Here is a 16,236-nt window from a genome sequence, read left to right as displayed (position 1 = left end):
ACCCTCTCGCTCAACCGCTGAAGGCCTGGAGGCCGGTCTGGGCGCGCCCGAGGATCAGGGCGTGGACGTCGTGGGTGCCCTCGTAGGTGTTGACCGCTTCCAGGTTCATCACATGACGGATCACGTGATACTCGTCGCTGATGCCGTTGCCACCGTGCATATCGCGAGACTGGCGAGCGATATCCAGCGCCTTGCCGCAATTGTTACGCTTGATCAGGGAGATCGCTTCCGGCACCAGCTGGCCGTCGTCGATCATCCGCCCCACTCGCAGCGAGGCCTGCAGACCCAGGGCAATCTCGGTCTGCATATCCGCCAGCTTCTTTTGAATCAGCTGGTTCGCCGCCAGCGGTCGACCAAACTGCTTGCGCTCGAGAGTGTAGTCACGGGCCGCGTGCCAGCAGGCTTCGGCCGCCCCCATGGCGCCCCAGCTGATGCCATAGCGCGCACGGTTGAGACAGGAAAATGGCCCCTTGAGTCCCTGCACGCCAGGCAGACGCTGCTCGTCCGAGACCTCGACGTCCTGGATCGCAATCTGACCGGTAATCGATGCACGCAGGCTGAACTTGCCGTCGATCTTGGGGGCGCTAAGCCCCGGCATGCCTTTCTCCAGCACGAAGCCGCGAATCACCCCTTCCTCGTCACGGGCCCACACCACGAAGACATCGGCGATCGGGGAATTGGTGATCCAGGTCTTGGTACCGTTCAGCCTCCAGCCCGACTGCGTGCGATAGGCCCGCGTCGACATGCTGCCCGGATCAGACCCGTGGTCTGGCTCGGTCAGGCCGAAACAGCCAACCCACTCACCGCTGGCAAGCTTAGGCAGGTAGCGATCCCGCTGGGCGTCGCTGCCAAAGGCGTGAATCGGGTACATCACCAGGCTCGACTGCACGCTCATGGCGCTGCGATAGCCGGAATCCACGCGCTCCACTTCACGCGCTATCAAGCCGTAGCTGACGTAGTTCATGCCAGCGCAGCCCCAGCCGTCGATGGTGGCGCCCAGCAGGCCAAGTTCGCCCATTTCGTTCATGATCTCGCGATCGAAATGCTCATGGCGGTTGGCTTCGAGCACCCGCGGCAACAGCTTTTCCTGGCAATAGTCGTGAGCGGTCTGCTGGACCATTCGCTCTTCTTCGCTCAGCTGATCGACCAGACGGAAGGGGTCGTCCCAGGTGACGGGGGTAATGCTGCTCATTAGCCAAACTCCAAAATGTCTACATTTTGGATAAATGTAGACCTAATTCCCCATAATGCCAACCACCACCTTGGTCGAACCCAACGTGATGCTGCCCCAATGTGCTGAAACCTAGGCAAGCGCTGAGGACATCCGCGAGCGGCGCAACGCGCCCCAAACAAAAGCGGCACCGCCTGGGCAGGCGGTGCCGCTTGATCACCCAGCCGTCACACCAAAGCGTCAGTCCTGACCTGGCTCTCCGGCGCGATACAGGGATTGGATGCTCGAGAAATCCAGGCCACCGTTGCCCTGGGCACTGTGCAGCGCGAAGAGATTGCGCGCTTGCGAGCCCATGGGAACGCTGGAGCGGGAGCCAAGCGCCAGTTCCCAGGCAAGCCCCAGGTCCTTGGCCATCAGATCCGTCAGAAAGCCACCCTGATAGTCACGCGAGGCCGCAGACCCCTCCATGACACCTGGCCAGGGGTTATACACATTGAGCGCCCAGTTGCCGCCGCTGCTCTGCTTCATGATGTCGGACAGCACCGTGGGGTCGAGCCCATTCTTCACCCCCAGCGCCAGCGCCTCGGCGGTGCCACTCATCAGGATACCCAGCAGCATGTTGTTGCAGATCTTGGCCACCTGGCCGCTTCCGCTGCCGCCAGCGTGAAACAGATTCTTGCCCATCACCTCGAGCACCGGCCTGGCGCGCTCGAAGCCTGCTGCGTCACCGCCCACGATAAAGGTCAGGGTGCCGGCCTGGGCTCCACCGATACCACCGGACACCGGCGCATCCAGATAGGTACACCCATGCTTGGCCGCTTCCGCCGCCACCAGGCGTGCGTCATCCGGCGAAATGGTGGAGGCATCCAGCAGCAAGGGGGTGCCTTCCAGGGCATCCAGCAAGCCCGCTTCTCCGTCACGCCCCAGATACAGCGCCTTGACGTGGGCGCCAGCCGGCAGCATCGATACCACGACGTCGGCCCCGGTGGCCGCATCAATGGCCGACACCCCGCGCCGTGCCCCCTTCTGCTCCAGCGCGGCCATGGCGCTTTCTACGAGATCGTACACGCAGACCTGGTGACCCGCGTTGACCAGATTGGCCGCCATGGGGGCCCCCATGTTACCCAACCCGATAAAGGCAATGTGCATTGGCTGTCTCCACATGTCCTGGCTGTGCTCAGGACGGTTTGCATTGTTTTCGTTGTTGCTGGCGATAGGGTGATCCGCCGACTGGTCTTGCTTGAACAAGCGCCAGAACCTTCGACCGCCCCTTCATCAGAATATGTCTATGAGGCCGGCGCGCGCTGCTCGAGGCCGCTACAGGTCATCAAGCGGGCCGGGAGCCTTGCCCCAGGGCGCGCCGAACATGGCCGCCAGATCAGCCGCAGGCACGCTGGATACGTCCCGGTGACGCCATTGCGGTGACTTGTCCTTGTCGATCAGCAGTGCCCTTACACCCTCGGCGAAGTCTCCCAGCACGTTGCATTGCACCGACACCACCAGTTCATCCCGAAAGGTATCCGCAAGGGACGAGTGGCGATGTCGCTTAAGCATGTGCCACGCCAGGTGCGCGGTCAGCGGGCATCCCTGGCTGAGTCGCTTGCGATTGTCGGCGAGCCAGGCGTCGTCACTGTGATCGGCGGTGATGGCAACGACGGCATCCTCGACCCGCCCCTTGCCCACCAGCGAACGCAGGTGATCGAGATGCGGCCAGACCTGCGCTGCGGGAGCCTGCTCGGGTGACTCAAAGCGGGCCAGCACCTCGCATACCAGTGCCTCAGCATCGACCACGTGACCGGCGGCGAAGTGGCAGTCACACAAGGCGTCCAACAGTTCGTCACCGCGCTCCCTGGGCACGAATCGATCGGCCATGCCCAAGTCCAGGGCGTCACGCGCGTTGATACTGGCACCGGTCAAGCCCAGGTACAGGCCTACGCCGGGAGGCATCTTGTTCAAGAACCAGCTGGCCCCGATATCCGGGTACAGCCCGATGGTCACTTCGGGCATGGCGATGCGCGTGGTCTCGGTGACCAGACGATGGCGCCCACCGGCGGTCAGCCCCAGGCCTCCCCCCATGACGATACCGTCGGCCCACACCAGCAGCGGTTTTGGGTAGGTGTGCAGACGGTAGTCAAGCCGGTACTCGGCGGCAAAATACTGGGTGGCGTAGGTACCTGGCTGGACCCGCTGCGTTTTCTCGCGCTGCAACTCGCGCACCAGAGCGACCACATCGCCCCCGGCGCAGAATGCCTTGTCACCCTCCCCTTGCAGCCAGACGGCGTGCACGTCGGGATCCTGGGCCCACTCTTCCAGACGCTCATCCAGCTGCTCGATCATCTCCAGCGACAGGGCATTGAGTGCCTTGGGCGCGTTAAGGGTTGCGATACCGACACAGCCGCCACCCGCTGCAGGTCGCCGCTGAAATCTGACCAGATCCTGATGCATGCAAGATACTCTCCGTAGTGAAATGCCTTGCGGTAGTGAAATGCCTTGCCGCAGTGCAATACCGCGACGTTTGGCATGGCCAACCGCGCAGGGCTAGATGTATCGGCGACGCTTACTGCAGCGCTTCGATCACGCCATCGGCAAGCAGCCGACGACCGACGATCAGTCGCATGATCTCGTTGGTGCCCTCAAGGATCTGATGGACACGGGTATCACGAACCAGGCGCTCCAAGGGGTATTCCCTGATATAACCGTAGCCCCCATGCAGCTGCAGCGCCTCGTTGCAGACCTTGAAACCGATGTCGGTGGCAAAGCGTTTGGCCATGGCGCAATGCGCGGTGGCCTCGGGGTCGGCCTGATCCAATCGCCAGGCGGCCTGGCGCACCATCAAGCGAGCGGCCATCAGCTCGGTCGCCATGTCTGCCAGCTTGAACTGCAACGCCTGGAAGGAGGCCAGCTCACGCCCAAATTGCTTGCGCTCACCCAGATAATTGCGCGCCAGTGTCAGCGCGTGCTGTGCAGCGCCCAGTGAACAGCTGGCGATATTGAGACGGCCACCGTCCAGCCCCTTCATGGCAAACCGGAACCCTTCTCCCTCCTCGCCCAGGCGATGATTGGCCGGCACGCGCACGCCATCAAGGCTGACCAACCGCGTCGGCTGGCTCTTCCAGCCCATCTTGTCTTCGTTCTTGCCGTAGCTGATGCCCGGTGCGTCGGCCGGCACGACGAAGGCCGATACGCCACGGGCACCACTGTCCGCTGCCCCGGTGCGTGCCATCACCACCAGCACCTGAGTCGCACCGGCACCAGAGATAAACATCTTCGCGCCATCAATGACATAATGATCGCCGTCACGCACCGCCTTGGTTCGCAGGTTGGCCGCGTCAGAACCGGCACCTGGCTCGGTGAGGCAGTAGGATCCCAGCAGCTCACCGCTGACCATGGCCTCCACATACTGACTGCGCACCTCGTCAACCGCCCAATTGGCGATCATCCAGGTCACCATGTTGTGAATGGTGAGATATGCGGTGGTGGCGATGCAGCCTTGGGACAGCTGCTCGAATATCAGCGAGGCGTCCAGGCGCGACAACCCGAGCCCGCCCTGTTCTTCAGGGGTATAGATGCCAAGAAAACCGGCCTCTCCAGCACGCCGGATCACATCCACGGGAAAGTGTGATTGAGCATCCCATTCGGCCGCATGATCGGCCAGCTCGACACGTGAAAAATCCGCTGCGGCGGCCACCAAGGCCTTCTGGTCATCGGTGAGAGCAAAGTCCATGACAGCTTCCTCGTCTCCAGGATGGCGGTGGCCGCCTCATCCCTGGATATTCGTGTTGGATCGGCCCGTGTCAGCCTACCGACGACGCCCTGCGCCAAGCCCCTGCAACGTGAGCCATGGGGACTGCGCGACAGGCGGCTCAGCGACTACAGGCTCGTCGGGGTGTTCGCGATGACGGCGCTGCTACGGGCACCTTATGCGGCCCCAACCTAGCACTTGCTTGGTTGTGTACCTATCAATCCATAGTCGTACACACCGTCGATATCGCTCACGCCATGTGTCGGCCAATAGCCTCAAACGCCAGCCCTGCCCGCGCCTGGTTGGCGAGTACGGGACCCTGGCCTTGCATGGTGAGGGTCGTCACCGACCCAGCAACATTCACTTTACGTTAACGTCAACTTTGACTAGTGTCTCTTCCAAGGACTCCAGTACATCGGGTCCCTCAACAGGACAACGCATCATGAGCAAACCTGCCAGCGCCCCCTCTACCACTCGCCCCGGGGCTGCCAGCGCCGGGCAAACAGCGAAGAGCTCTACTGGGGTCTCCGTGACGTCTCGCCATTACACCATCGGTGAACTGGCCAAGATGTTCGAAGTCACCCCCCGCACCATTCGTTTCTATGAGCAGGAAGGGCTGCTGGCGCCTCGACGCGAAGGACAGAAGCGCATCTATCGCGAGAAGGATCGCGTGCGGCTGAAGCTGACCCTGAGAGGCAAGCGTCTTGGCTTCTCCCTGGCCGAGATTCGCGAAGTGGTCATGATGTACGACGCCATGCCCGACGGAAATGCGCGCCAGTTGAAGCGACTTCTGGAAATCATCGCCGAAAAACGCGCTGAACTGGATCGTCAGCTTGAGGATATCCGCCTGATGCGCCTGGAGATGGACGACGTCGACCGGCGCGCCAGAGAGGCTCTCGATCAGCTGGACGAGTGATGCTCTCACTTAGAGGCTGAACCTGAGCCCGAACCTGAGCCGGCTCGCCCCGGCCTCAGCAACCCGTCGGCCAATGACGACCTGACCATCAATAACGACAACATCCAGCACAACCCGACGACATAACGAGACCCACAATGACACGCCAGACCGCCCATTCAGCCCCCAGGATCCCGTCCAGCTATGTGAGCGGGATCAGCGACCAGCCTCTCAAGGGCCAGACCATTGGTGATTGCTTCGACGAGACGGTCGCTCGCTTCCCTGACCAGGACGCCCTCATCAGTCGACATCAGGGACTGCGCTACACCTGGCAGCAGCTCAGAGAAGTGACCGACCAGGCTGCCAGAGCGCTGCTGGCGATGGGCGTAAAGAAAGGCGACAGGGTCGGGATCTGGTCGCCCAACTGCGCCGAATGGACGATCACCCAGTTCGCCACGGCCAAGATCGGCGCCATCCTGGTCAATATCAATCCCAGCTACCGCACCCATGAGCTCGATTACGCGCTCAAGCAGTCCGGCACCTCGACCCTGATCCTGCAGGGCAGTTTCAAGACATCGGACTATGTGGCCACCCTGGCGGAACTGGCGCCCGAGCTTCACGATATCCCAGGGGCGGGACCATTGACGCTCAAGGGCCTGCCAGAGCTGAAGCGCGTCATCTGCCTCGACGCCGACAAGGCACTCCCAGGAATGCTGGCATGGCCGCGCATCTTCGATCGCACGGAAGAAGTCAGCGCGGCGGAGCTTGCCGAGGTCCAGGCGGGCCTGCAGTTCGATGAACCGATCAATATTCAGTACACCTCCGGCACCACCGGGGCCCCCAAGGGCGCCACCCTCTCCCACCACAACATCCTGAACAACGGCATGTTTGTGGCACGCGCCATGAACCTCACCGATCAGGACCGGATGGTCATCCCGGTACCGCTGTACCACTGCTTCGGAATGGTCATGGGTAACCTGGGCTGCGTGACACATGGTGCCACCATGATCTACCCCGCCGACGGCTTTGACCCGGAGACCACTCTGGCGGCGGTGTCCGAGGAGAAGGCGACAACACTGTACGGCGTGCCCACCATGTTCATTGCGGAGCTTGAGCATCCCGACTTCAAGCGCTATGACCTGTCGTCACTGCGCACCGGCATCATGGCGGGTTCCATCTGCCCCATCGAAGTCATGCGCCGCGTCATCGATCAGATGAACATGCAGGACGTCACCATCTGCTATGGCATGACCGAAACCAGCCCCGTCAGCCTGCAGACCACCACTGACGCCCCGCTGGACAAGCGCGTGACCACCGTGGGCACCATTCATCCTCACCTTGAAGTCAAGCTGGTGCATCCTGACAGCGGGGTCGTCGTGCCCAGGGGTGAACCTGGCGAACTGTGTACGCGCGGCTACAGCGTGATGCTCGGCTACTGGAACAATGAAGAGGCAACAGCTTCGGCCATTGATGCGGCAGGCTGGATGCATACCGGCGACCTGGCGACCATGGATGACGAGGGCTATGTCTCGATCGTCGGACGCATCAAGGACATGATCATTCGTGGCGGCGAGAACATCTATCCGCGCGAAATCGAGGACTTTCTGTATACCCACCCCGCCATTTCGGACGTGCAGGTGATCGGCGTGCCGGATCGCAAGTACGGTGAAGAGGTCATGGCCTGGGTCAAGCTGAGCGAGGGCGAGCAGCTCGATGAAGACGCTCTCAAGGCATTCTGCAAAGGCAAGATTGCCCACTACAAGGTGCCCCGCTACGTAAAGTTCGTCGACGAGTTCCCGATGACCGTCACCGGCAAGATTCAGAAGTTCAAGATGCGCAAGGAAGCCACCGACGAACTAGGGTTGTAAGCCCCCGGGCTCGTGGGCCACTCCCTGAAACTCAAGCGCTGACTCTCCATCGCTGAAGCTCAAGCGTTGAGACCCAGCCGCAAAAAAGGCGTCCCTATCAATGGGACGCCTTTTGTCTGGCCAGGCAGGCGGGCCTGGCCTGGATATCTGCAGGCGGGACTACATGCCCTTGGGAGCGAAAATCCCCGGCGCGTTGCGCCAGTAACCCTTGAAGTCCATGCCGAAGCCGAACACGTAGCGGTCGGCCACTTCGAGACTGCAGTAATCTGCCTTGAGGCCCGGCACCGCCTTGCGATCGTGGCTTTTGTCCACCAGCACGGCCGTAGACACGCTCTTGGCCCCTGCCTCACGGCAATAGTCCAGGATGGCCGCCAGGGTCGCGCCCTCGTCGAGAATGTCATCGACAATCACCACATCACGGCCGGCCATGGGGATCTCTGGCGACACTCGCCAGAACAGCTCTCCGCCGCGGGTCTTGCCGCGATAACGCGTGGCGTGCAGGTAGTCCACCTCCAGCGGGAACCCGAGCCGGGGCAACAGATGTCCCGTGGTGATCAAGCCACCGTTCATCACACAGTAAAACACCGGCAGCTTGTCACCCAGGTCCCGGGTGATCTCTTCCGCCATGCGGTCCAACGCGCGCTCTACCTCATCATGACTGATCAGGCAGTCGGCGGTGTCCATTACCTCACGCATGTCATCACGTGAGGCGCTATGGGCAGGATCAAGTTTCGGCATATCAGTCAGCTCGTTTCATTCATCAATCGGAAGTCATCGCCGCCAGGCGCGCGTGGACACGGCGCCAGCGCGACAAGGCAGACAGGGCATCAAGGTCGGGGCGGGCTCGGGCATAGCGAAGACGCGAGGCCCTGCGCGGCGCCTGATCGACACAGGCATCAAGCACCGCCGTGGCAGCTGGACGGTCATTGCATACCAGCACCATGTCGCAACCGGCCTCCAGAGCAGCCTTGGCTCGCTCAGCGGGGCCACCGGCGACCTGCGCCCCTGCCATGGTCAAGTCATCGGAGAAGATGGTGCCCTTGAAGCCCAGAGTCTCCCTCAGCATTCCCAACCAGGAGGGCGAAAAGCCCGCCGGACGAGGGTCGAACGCCGGATAGACCACGTGAGCCGGCATCATGCCATCCAGCTTGCCGGCCAGGCGCTCGAAGGGCACCAGGTCGTGCTGACGCAGCTGATCGAGACTCCGCTCGTCCCGGGCGACCTCGTGATGGGTATCCGCCTTGACCCCACCATGCCCTGGAAAATGCTTGCCGACGGCCGCCATGCCCGCCTCGTGCAGCCCCTCGATAAAGGCACCACCGAGCCGCGCCACCACCTCGGGATCTGCATCGAAGCTGCGGTCACCAATCACCGACGAGAGGCCGACATCGACATCCAGCACCGGAGCAAAGCTGAGATCCAGCCCACAGGCAGCCATCTCCATGCCAAGCAACCAGCCTGCATCCTGGCAGAGGCGCAAGGTCACCTCGGGCGCGCTGCGGTATTCCTGACCCAGCCGGGACATGGGCGGCAAGCGCGTCACCCCTTCCTTGAGCCGCTGCACGCGACCACCCTCTTGGTCGATCCCCAGCAGAAGGCCGGGACGCAGCTCTCGGATCGACCGGCACAGCGCCCTGACTTGATCGGCATCATGGGTGTTGCGGCCAAACAGGATGACTCCGCCAAGGGCGGGATGCAGAAGCAGTTCGCGCTCTTCGGCCGACAGCTCGAGGCCATCGAGATCCAGCATCACAGGTCCGAATGTCTGGGTCATGTCGCTTACCTGGTCGGAAAAAAGGGAACGATTCTAGACCAATGGGCTACGTCGTGACACCCCGACAGCGCAATGCCAGGCACGACCACAGACAACCCATGGCAGCGACGATAGAATAGCACCCGCGGACCTCAGGGTCCGTTCTCTCGATTTGCCTGCTGCTGGAGCCGCACTGCTGCCTATGGATGTCATCACCACCATCATCGTCATCACCCTGGGACTTTGCCTGGGCAGCTTCCTGAACGTCGTCATCGTCCGCCTGCCCGTCATGCTGATGCAGCAGTGGCGCACCGAGGCACGTGCCGCTCTGGAGCTTGAGGATGACATCGAGGCTCCCATCTCGCTGGCCCGCCCCGGCTCATGCTGTCCCCGCTGCGGACACCCCATCGCATGGCACGACAATCTGCCCCTGTTGGGCTGGATCAAGCGCCGCGGTCGATGCGCTGTATGCAAGGGACGTATCAGCGTCCAGTATCCGCTGGTCGAACTGGCCAGCGCCATTCTGGCGCTGACCTGCCTTAAGCTGTTCGGACTGCAATGGAGCGCGCTATGGATCTTCGCGGCTTGCCTGACCCTGCTGGCACTGGCGGTCATAGATCTGCGCACCCAGTTACTGCCGGACGCACTGACCCTTCCGCTGCTATGGGCAGGTTTGCTCTACCAGCTACTATTCAGCCCCGCGCATCTGGCAGACGCGGTCATCGCGGTGGTGGCAGGCTATGGCGTGCTGTGGGCCGTGGGTGCGATCTTCTACGCCATCACCCAGCGTGAAGGCATGGGGCGTGGCGACATCAAGCTGCTCGCCGCCCTCGGTGCCTGGCTGGGCTGGCAGCTGCTGCCCCTGGTCGTTCTTGTCGCCGCGGTAGTGGGCGTGATTTCGGGCTTGCTGGTACAGTGGCAAAGACCACATCTCAAAGGACAGGCGCTGCCCTTCGGGCCCTCCCTGGTCATCGCTGGCGGCCTGGCCTTACTGGCGGGCGAAGAAATGCTGTTGACGTACAAGGCCATGCTTGGCGCATGATGCGACCCATGAGGGTCGTCACAAAGGCAACAATGGAGTAATGGCGGCATGATCATTGGATTGACGGGCGGTATCGCCTCAGGAAAATCGACTGTCGCAAGACTGTTCGGCGAGCTTGGTGTCAGGTGGGTCGACGCCGATGACATTGCGCGTGAAGTGGTGGCCCCCGGTGAACCGGCCTTGAAGGCCATCGTCGATCGCTACGGTGACACCATCCTCAACCGTGAAGGTCGTCTCGACCGCAGCGCACTGCGTGACATCGTCTTCGCCAACGAAAAGGAACGTCGCTGGCTCGAAGCCACCACCCACCCACGGATCAGAGAACGGCTGACCACACGACTGGCCCTGCTGCAACAGCAGGACAGCCCCTACGTGCTGCTGGTTTCTCCGCTGTTGTTTGAGTCCGGTCAAGCCGACATGGTCCAGCGCAAGCTTGTGGTCGATGTGGCCGAGGACGTCCAGATGGAACGCGCCATGGCCCGCGACAAGATCGATGCTGACCAGGCCAAGGCTATCCTGGGTTCACAAATGCCGCGAGAAAAGCGCCTCTCTCTCGCCGATGACGTCCTCGTCAACGAAGGGGATCTCAGCGCACTAGTCGACGCGGTAAAAGCGCTGGATGGACGCTACCGCGCCATGGCGGGCAGCTGATACGGCTAATGCTGAGCGAATAGCACTGGCGAATAGCACTGGCGAATAGCACTGGCGAATAGCCATTCGCAGGTCCAGACTCACGCCCCAACCGCGTTCCGAGACACATGGCGAGCACCGCTGAAGACGGTGCCAAGCCCCACCACCTGACACAAGGAGACCCAACATGTCCCACACGGCATCCCAGGGGCCACTCAAGGTCGCTTGCCCCCAGTGCCGCAAAGAGGTGCTTTGGACCAGCGACAACGAGTTTCGGCCTTTTTGCAGCAAACGCTGCCGGCTGCTCGACCTGGGCGCCTGGGCCGACGGCAGCCATCGTATTGCGGGAGAGCCCGCGATGGACGAAACCAGTATTGACGAATGGGTTGCGCGGGCAGAACGCGACCTGTACCAGCAGGACTGAGCCAATGCCACGCGATGGGCACGACACGTCAGCCTCAGCGCCGTCCTATCAATGGCTCGCGGCACTCGATCAGGCCTTTGATCGCCTGGTAGACAGGGCGCATCAGGTCGCCGATGCCTGGGCGGCGTCCGGGCTCGGCGGATGGGCATTTGGCAGGGATAAGGTGGATCCTGAGTGGCTTCGCCAGTCCTTGCTCGACCTATGGTATGTCGACGGCCAGGATGGCCGAGTCACCCACAGCCACGTTGGACTGGTCTGCTGCGACGACGCCACCTACGCCGCCGCACAACAGCTGAATGAGGCCAAGAGTGACTTGTCCCACCAACTGGCAGAGATTCGTCAGCACTCGCCGCAGTTGATGGCAGAGATCAAGGCTCGGCTGCCCCAGCGACATCCCGACCTCAACCAGCATCTAGGCGGTGCGGGCCTTGCCCGTCTTCACCTCAAACAGGCATGGCGCCACGTCCCCGTGGCCGAGGCCTCCGTGGATCGCGTGCGATTGGCATGGTACAGCAGCGGCAGGTCGATCAAGCGGATCAGTGTGGCCGATGCGGAGCAGAAACTGCTGGCACTCGACAGCGAGGCAGCCCATATCCGCATACAACTGAAGCGTTTAGCGGGTATTCCCTCAAGCGAGATGCTGGCACAGGTGCAACGCCAGGCGCCGCTGATGCGCGCCAATCTCTTCTATCACGAGCCACTGACTGACGGCCGCATGCGGCGAGCCATGAATGTCGCCCTACCGCTTTTCCTGCCGCAGCAGCACCTTCCACGACACAACCTGCCTCCCCTTGCCCCGCCACTGGAGCGTCAGCGCGCTCGACGCAGCGACGAGCGCCTCGAAGACACACCTTTTCTGCCGAGTCTGAGAGCCTACCGCTACCGCTGATCGCACCAGCACTCCGTGCCGCCAGCAACCACTGCCTGTACGCCAGCAAGGCGGCAGACGCCAGGCCAGTCAGGGTCGATACTCCCCTTGGCGACGTCAGTGCGACTTATGCGTGCGATTTCACTGACATTCTTTTGCGGAATATCCAACAAGGAGTCGTCGCCCAAGACGACTGCAGAAACAGCACAGTCGGGCCATCATGTCACAAACTGTAATCACTCGCGTCACTACCGAGACGCAACAGGCGAAAGATGACCTGACCACTGCCGGCTCCGGCGGGCACCGCTATCAGGCCACGCGCCCCATGGATTGCAGCAGCGTGACGAGTTCGGCGACGGTTTCCGGACTCTGAGCGTATTCCTGAATCAACGCATGCAAGCGACGCTCGAAGTCTTCTTCACGCTGCCGGCGCTCCTCTTCCTCAACGCTGTCAATGGTGCGCACAGGCGGTCCGGTGGGAATCTCGGCGGCCTTGCTCGGGTTGTCCAGGCTGCGAAGCGCTTCCGCGAAGGCATCATCCAACTCACGAAAGCGGCGCAGTTTTTCGCGTTCGTCCATAGGCTTGGGGGAACTCTGAGATTTCATTTGTTACCATTCGTTAACATCAACAGGGATAAGCCGAATCGAGCATGCTGGCAAACCAGCGTATCAAAAAAGGACCAAGAAATCGCGATTTCTTCCTCTATAACAGTATCTTAACTGCTCAAATGGCACAGGATTTTTGTGCACAAACAATCAAAACGGCACATTGCACTTGCCAACCAAAGTGGCTAGACTGCATAACTACGTAACAGGATGTATCTTAACGCAACAAACTTTCATCATTATATTTCGGGACAGATGGATGTCCCGGTAACAATGACCACGGGACAGACGCTCGGATTCGTCCTCCGAGGACCCAGCAAGGGGTCAGGTCCATCGCGATGGTTCAGGGAGGCATGACCATGTTCAACGAGATGATGCGCGCCGAAATCTGGCTCCAGGAGACCTTGGACAGCCAGCTCAGTATTGAAGACCTCGCCACCCGTATGGGGTACTCCTCATCTCAGGTGCGCAGGCGCTTCCGCCAGTCATTTGGCATCTCGCCCAGCGCCTATCGCGACATGCTGCGACTGGAAAAAGCCGCCAGGCTCCTGATCCACACGCCACACGGCGTCCATGATATCGCCAGGCGCTGCGGATATCGCAACCACTCGGCGTTTACTCGCGCCTTCCAGCGCCGCTATCGCGTCGCCCCCCGCGAATATCGTCAGAATCAGCGCCTGGAACTCTACCGCCAGCGCCACAACCTGCCTCACTTCTCGGTCAAGATGGCAGACCTGCCTCTGCGCCGCGCCGCGGTCACCCGTCTGTATCAGCCGCCGGAAATCATCGAGAACCTGGATAACTGGCAACGCAATGCAGAAGGCGCCTACGATCTGCCGGCACGCCTCACCAACGCAGCGCCAATCGCCATCCTGCATGACCATCCGCTGGCCAGTGAATCCCCGCGTATCGACCTTGGAGTCCATGTCGACGAGGAACATGCCCACCGCCTGGCGCTACCGCTGCCCTTCCGACTCGTCATGTTGCCGGCGCAGCGTCATGCCTGCATCACCCTTGAGGACAGTTCACACCTCACCAGTGCAATGCTGTTCATGGCCTGCAGAGGACTGTCTGAACACGGGGTCTACCTCAGCGGTGAGGCACCGCAACTGGTCAAAGGCAAGTATGGGCTGGAACTGAGATTGCCGCTACTCGAGGAAGACTGACCTTCCGCGAACCAACATTCATGCCTTCCCTTGAAGTGGCCACCTCGGTGGCCACTTTTTTCTGCGGTCATCATACCAGAATTTCACGCCGTCGCTGCCACCGTCAGCCACCACTGAGGGCTGTACACTGCCTTTACCACACGCGGCTACCCACAAGGGGCTACCCACAAGGGGCTACCCACAAGCAGACAGCGGGGAATACGAGGCGCTTGCAGCAATCTACGCCACTCTACAACCCGAGCCACTGCCCCAACAATAGCCTTGGCGCTAGCCAGGACGACTGCCCAGATAACGACCTTCAGGACATCCAAGGCGACTGTCCCCTCTGTATCAGTTGCACCCCTGACCTTTCCCCCAGGCAACGGACAGCAGGCATCGTGCTACGGCGATCAGGCTGACCTGCTACACGGCCACGCCTATATTCTGTCAGCGCAATGTCACGCCATGACATATAGCGATACATCCAAGAACACAATGGACACAGCCTTGGCGGCCCTGCCTGGACGCCACAGGGGCCAAATCTCGGGCCCCCTCCTCTCAATACCACCCTCGTCAACAGACTCTACAAGAACCCTGCGGGATGTGAGAGAGCCCCCGGGTGCCGGCGACAGCATCAACAAAGAGACGCTTGTGGGCTACGCACCCTGACGGTGGCGAGGCGATATCGAGTAAACGCCAAAAGGCCACACCAAGCCTCGCCCTACCGGCGCTAAAACGACATCGCCCGAGCAGGATGACGGTGACATTTCACCATTCCCTACCCGGGCGAGCGATCATGACGGGAGCTACGCTACATCAAATGCCGTATCACCGCTCCGTCACAAAGCGCTGGCTTTAGCCTTCAACACGAACCAGCCAGGATTCGACGGTATCGTTGCCGTGCTCTTCCTTCCAGGCTTTCAGTGTCTTGTGGTTACCACCACGAGTTTCCACCACTTCGCCGGTATTCGGGTTCTTGTAGATCTTCAGCTTGCGCTTGCGGCGACCACCAGCGGCGGGTGCAGCAGCCTTGCCAGCGGCAGCGGGCTTCGGCTGAAGGATAGCAATAACGTCGGAGGAACTCTTATCGAACTCTTTCATCAGTTCTTCGAGCTTTCCCTTGAACTCGAGCTCTGACTTGAGACGATCGTCATTCTGCAGTTGATCGAGTCGCTGCTGGAGCTGCTGCAGCTGCTGCTCCATCTGCATGTAGTCATTCAACAATGAAGACATTGGCGTAAACCTGTAGTAGTTGCTTTCGGATGCCGCGGTATTATCACTCTTGAATCTCTGTGTGACAACCATCTTTAACAACGCACACTAGGTCGAGACACCACAATGATAGATACACTACGGCAATGTAGGGGCAAGATCGGACAATAATTAACCTAACCCCCATCGCTAACGCTGTCCAGCCCCGCCTTCTGTCCCACTATCTGGCAAGCGGAATGGAATACTTGGCTTGAGCGAACATATGACAACGTGAACAAAAAAAGGAAATAGCCATTAAAGATTTTACTAATATAATTGAGGCATATTTGGCAACGGTGCGTGGAACAATATGTCGCCATATCGATACAGGCGCGACATTCAATACCCTTGTCTCACAAAGTAAACAGTATTAACTGTTGCCCTGCCGTTATCGCCTTCGCCACACGACAACAGCAGCGCCCTACCGCAGTGGGCCTACTATGGGCTCCCGCCATATCCCTGAATGCACAGACACACGGCTATCCCACCCTCCTTGACGCTACCCACGGCACTGGAGCACCCAGCTGACAAAGGCTCTCTACTGCTCTGGATGATCTATTACCAGGCAGTCTCTACCGCCCAGAAAAATCTATCACCAGGAGCTCTCTACCGCTCAGAACGATCTATCGCCAGGCATCCTCTATTGCGAGGCACCGTCTATTGCCAGGCGCTCGCTATTTTCGGGTACGCTCGGCATCTAGATGCCACGAAGAGCGCGCCTCCATGTTACGGCGAACAAGATCTGGTGAAGCATTCACCAGCAAGGCGTGGCCGGTATCACAGAGATGGCTCTCTCATTCTCCCTGACAACCTCTTTCAGCATATGGTGGTGTGACCGCTA

The 16,236-nt window shown here is 60.7% G+C and carries 15 protein-coding genes; 7 read left to right on the top strand and 8 right to left on the bottom strand.

Annotation, left to right across the window (positions count from 1 at the left end; all coding sequences use genetic code 11):
• Positions 1–10: 10 nt before the first annotated feature.
• From KUV45_RS11820 to KUV45_RS11805, 4 genes are all read right to left on the bottom strand, one after another.
• Positions 11–1,192 (bottom strand): acyl-CoA dehydrogenase, encoded by a 1,182-nt coding sequence (locus KUV45_RS11820; protein WP_222163167.1) that lies wholly within the window; start codon positions 1,190–1,192, stop codon positions 11–13.
• Positions 1,193–1,411: 219 nt separating this feature from the next.
• Positions 1,412–2,320: a 3-hydroxyisobutyrate dehydrogenase gene (gene mmsB / locus KUV45_RS11815; RefSeq protein WP_222163250.1), complete on the bottom strand. Its 909-nt coding sequence runs from the start codon at positions 2,318–2,320 to the stop codon at positions 1,412–1,414.
• A gap of 168 nt (positions 2,321–2,488) precedes the next feature.
• Positions 2,489–3,616 carry an enoyl-CoA hydratase/isomerase family protein gene (locus KUV45_RS11810; protein WP_222163166.1) on the bottom strand — a complete coding sequence of 376 codons (1,128 nt, stop codon included), beginning with the start codon at positions 3,614–3,616 and terminating at the stop codon, positions 2,489–2,491.
• A gap of 112 nt (positions 3,617–3,728) precedes the next feature.
• Positions 3,729–4,895, bottom strand: coding sequence for an acyl-CoA dehydrogenase family protein (locus tag KUV45_RS11805; protein ID WP_206938179.1), 1,167 nt, complete (start codon positions 4,893–4,895; stop codon positions 3,729–3,731).
• Between the two features lie 460 nt (positions 4,896–5,355).
• Here KUV45_RS11805 and KUV45_RS11800 point away from each other — a divergent pair, with 460 nt between their 5' ends.
• Entirely contained in the window at positions 5,356–5,829 is a 474-nt protein-coding gene (locus KUV45_RS11800) for a MerR family DNA-binding transcriptional regulator (RefSeq protein WP_222163165.1), read from the top strand.
• A 137-nt stretch (positions 5,830–5,966) separates the two neighbouring features.
• Positions 5,967–7,676, top strand: coding sequence for an AMP-binding protein (locus tag KUV45_RS11795; protein WP_222163164.1), 1,710 nt, complete (start codon positions 5,967–5,969; stop codon positions 7,674–7,676).
• A 159-nt stretch (positions 7,677–7,835) separates the two neighbouring features.
• Here KUV45_RS11795 and KUV45_RS11790 read toward each other — a convergent pair whose 3' ends face one another.
• The gene (locus KUV45_RS11790) at positions 7,836–8,414 is read right to left on the bottom strand and encodes a hypoxanthine-guanine phosphoribosyltransferase (RefSeq protein ID WP_206938164.1); all 579 of its coding nucleotides are present in this window, start codon (positions 8,412–8,414) and stop codon (positions 7,836–7,838) included.
• Between the two features lie 22 nt (positions 8,415–8,436).
• Positions 8,437–9,450, bottom strand: a complete 1,014-nt coding sequence (gene nagZ / locus KUV45_RS11785; protein WP_206938162.1) for a beta-N-acetylhexosaminidase — start codon at positions 9,448–9,450, stop codon at positions 8,437–8,439.
• Positions 9,451–9,631: 181 nt separating this feature from the next.
• Between nagZ and KUV45_RS11780 the strand changes: the two genes are divergently transcribed.
• The 4 genes from KUV45_RS11780 (at position 9,632) to KUV45_RS11765 (ending at position 12,414) form a co-directional block, all read left to right on the top strand.
• Complete coding sequence (locus KUV45_RS11780; RefSeq protein WP_222163163.1) at positions 9,632–10,471, top strand: A24 family peptidase; 840 nt, start codon at positions 9,632–9,634, stop codon at positions 10,469–10,471.
• 48 nt (positions 10,472–10,519) lie between these two features.
• Complete coding sequence (coaE, locus tag KUV45_RS11775; protein ID WP_222163162.1) at positions 10,520–11,122, top strand: dephospho-CoA kinase; 603 nt, start codon at positions 10,520–10,522, stop codon at positions 11,120–11,122.
• A gap of 166 nt (positions 11,123–11,288) precedes the next feature.
• Positions 11,289–11,525 carry a DNA gyrase inhibitor YacG gene (yacG, locus tag KUV45_RS11770; protein WP_222163161.1) on the top strand — a complete coding sequence of 79 codons (237 nt, stop codon included), beginning with the start codon at positions 11,289–11,291 and terminating at the stop codon, positions 11,523–11,525.
• Between the two features lie 4 nt (positions 11,526–11,529).
• The gene (locus KUV45_RS11765; RefSeq protein ID WP_222163160.1) at positions 11,530–12,414 is read left to right on the top strand and encodes a DNA replication terminus site-binding protein; all 885 of its coding nucleotides are present in this window, start codon (positions 11,530–11,532) and stop codon (positions 12,412–12,414) included.
• A 288-nt stretch (positions 12,415–12,702) separates the two neighbouring features.
• Here the strand turns inward: KUV45_RS11765 and KUV45_RS11760 are convergent, their stop codons facing one another.
• Entirely contained in the window at positions 12,703–12,999 is a 297-nt protein-coding gene (locus KUV45_RS11760; RefSeq protein ID WP_222163159.1) for a hypothetical protein, read from the bottom strand.
• A gap of 359 nt (positions 13,000–13,358) precedes the next feature.
• Between KUV45_RS11760 and KUV45_RS11755 the strand changes: the two genes are divergently transcribed.
• On the top strand, positions 13,359–14,165 hold the full coding sequence (locus KUV45_RS11755; RefSeq protein ID WP_206938142.1) for a helix-turn-helix transcriptional regulator: 807 nt from the start codon (positions 13,359–13,361) through the stop codon (positions 14,163–14,165).
• 834 nt (positions 14,166–14,999) lie between these two features.
• Here the strand turns inward: KUV45_RS11755 and KUV45_RS11750 are convergent.
• Positions 15,000–15,377 carry a histone-like nucleoid-structuring protein, MvaT/MvaU family gene (locus KUV45_RS11750; protein WP_206938140.1) on the bottom strand — a complete coding sequence of 126 codons (378 nt, stop codon included), beginning with the start codon at positions 15,375–15,377 and terminating at the stop codon, positions 15,000–15,002.
• Positions 15,378–16,236: the final 859 nt, after the last annotated feature.

The organism is Halomonas sp. DP3Y7-2, assembly GCF_019800795.1.
Classification (GTDB): Bacteria; Pseudomonadota; Gammaproteobacteria; order Pseudomonadales; family Halomonadaceae; genus Halomonas; species Halomonas litopenaei_A.
This window is presented reverse-complemented; position numbering and strand designations above follow the sequence as displayed.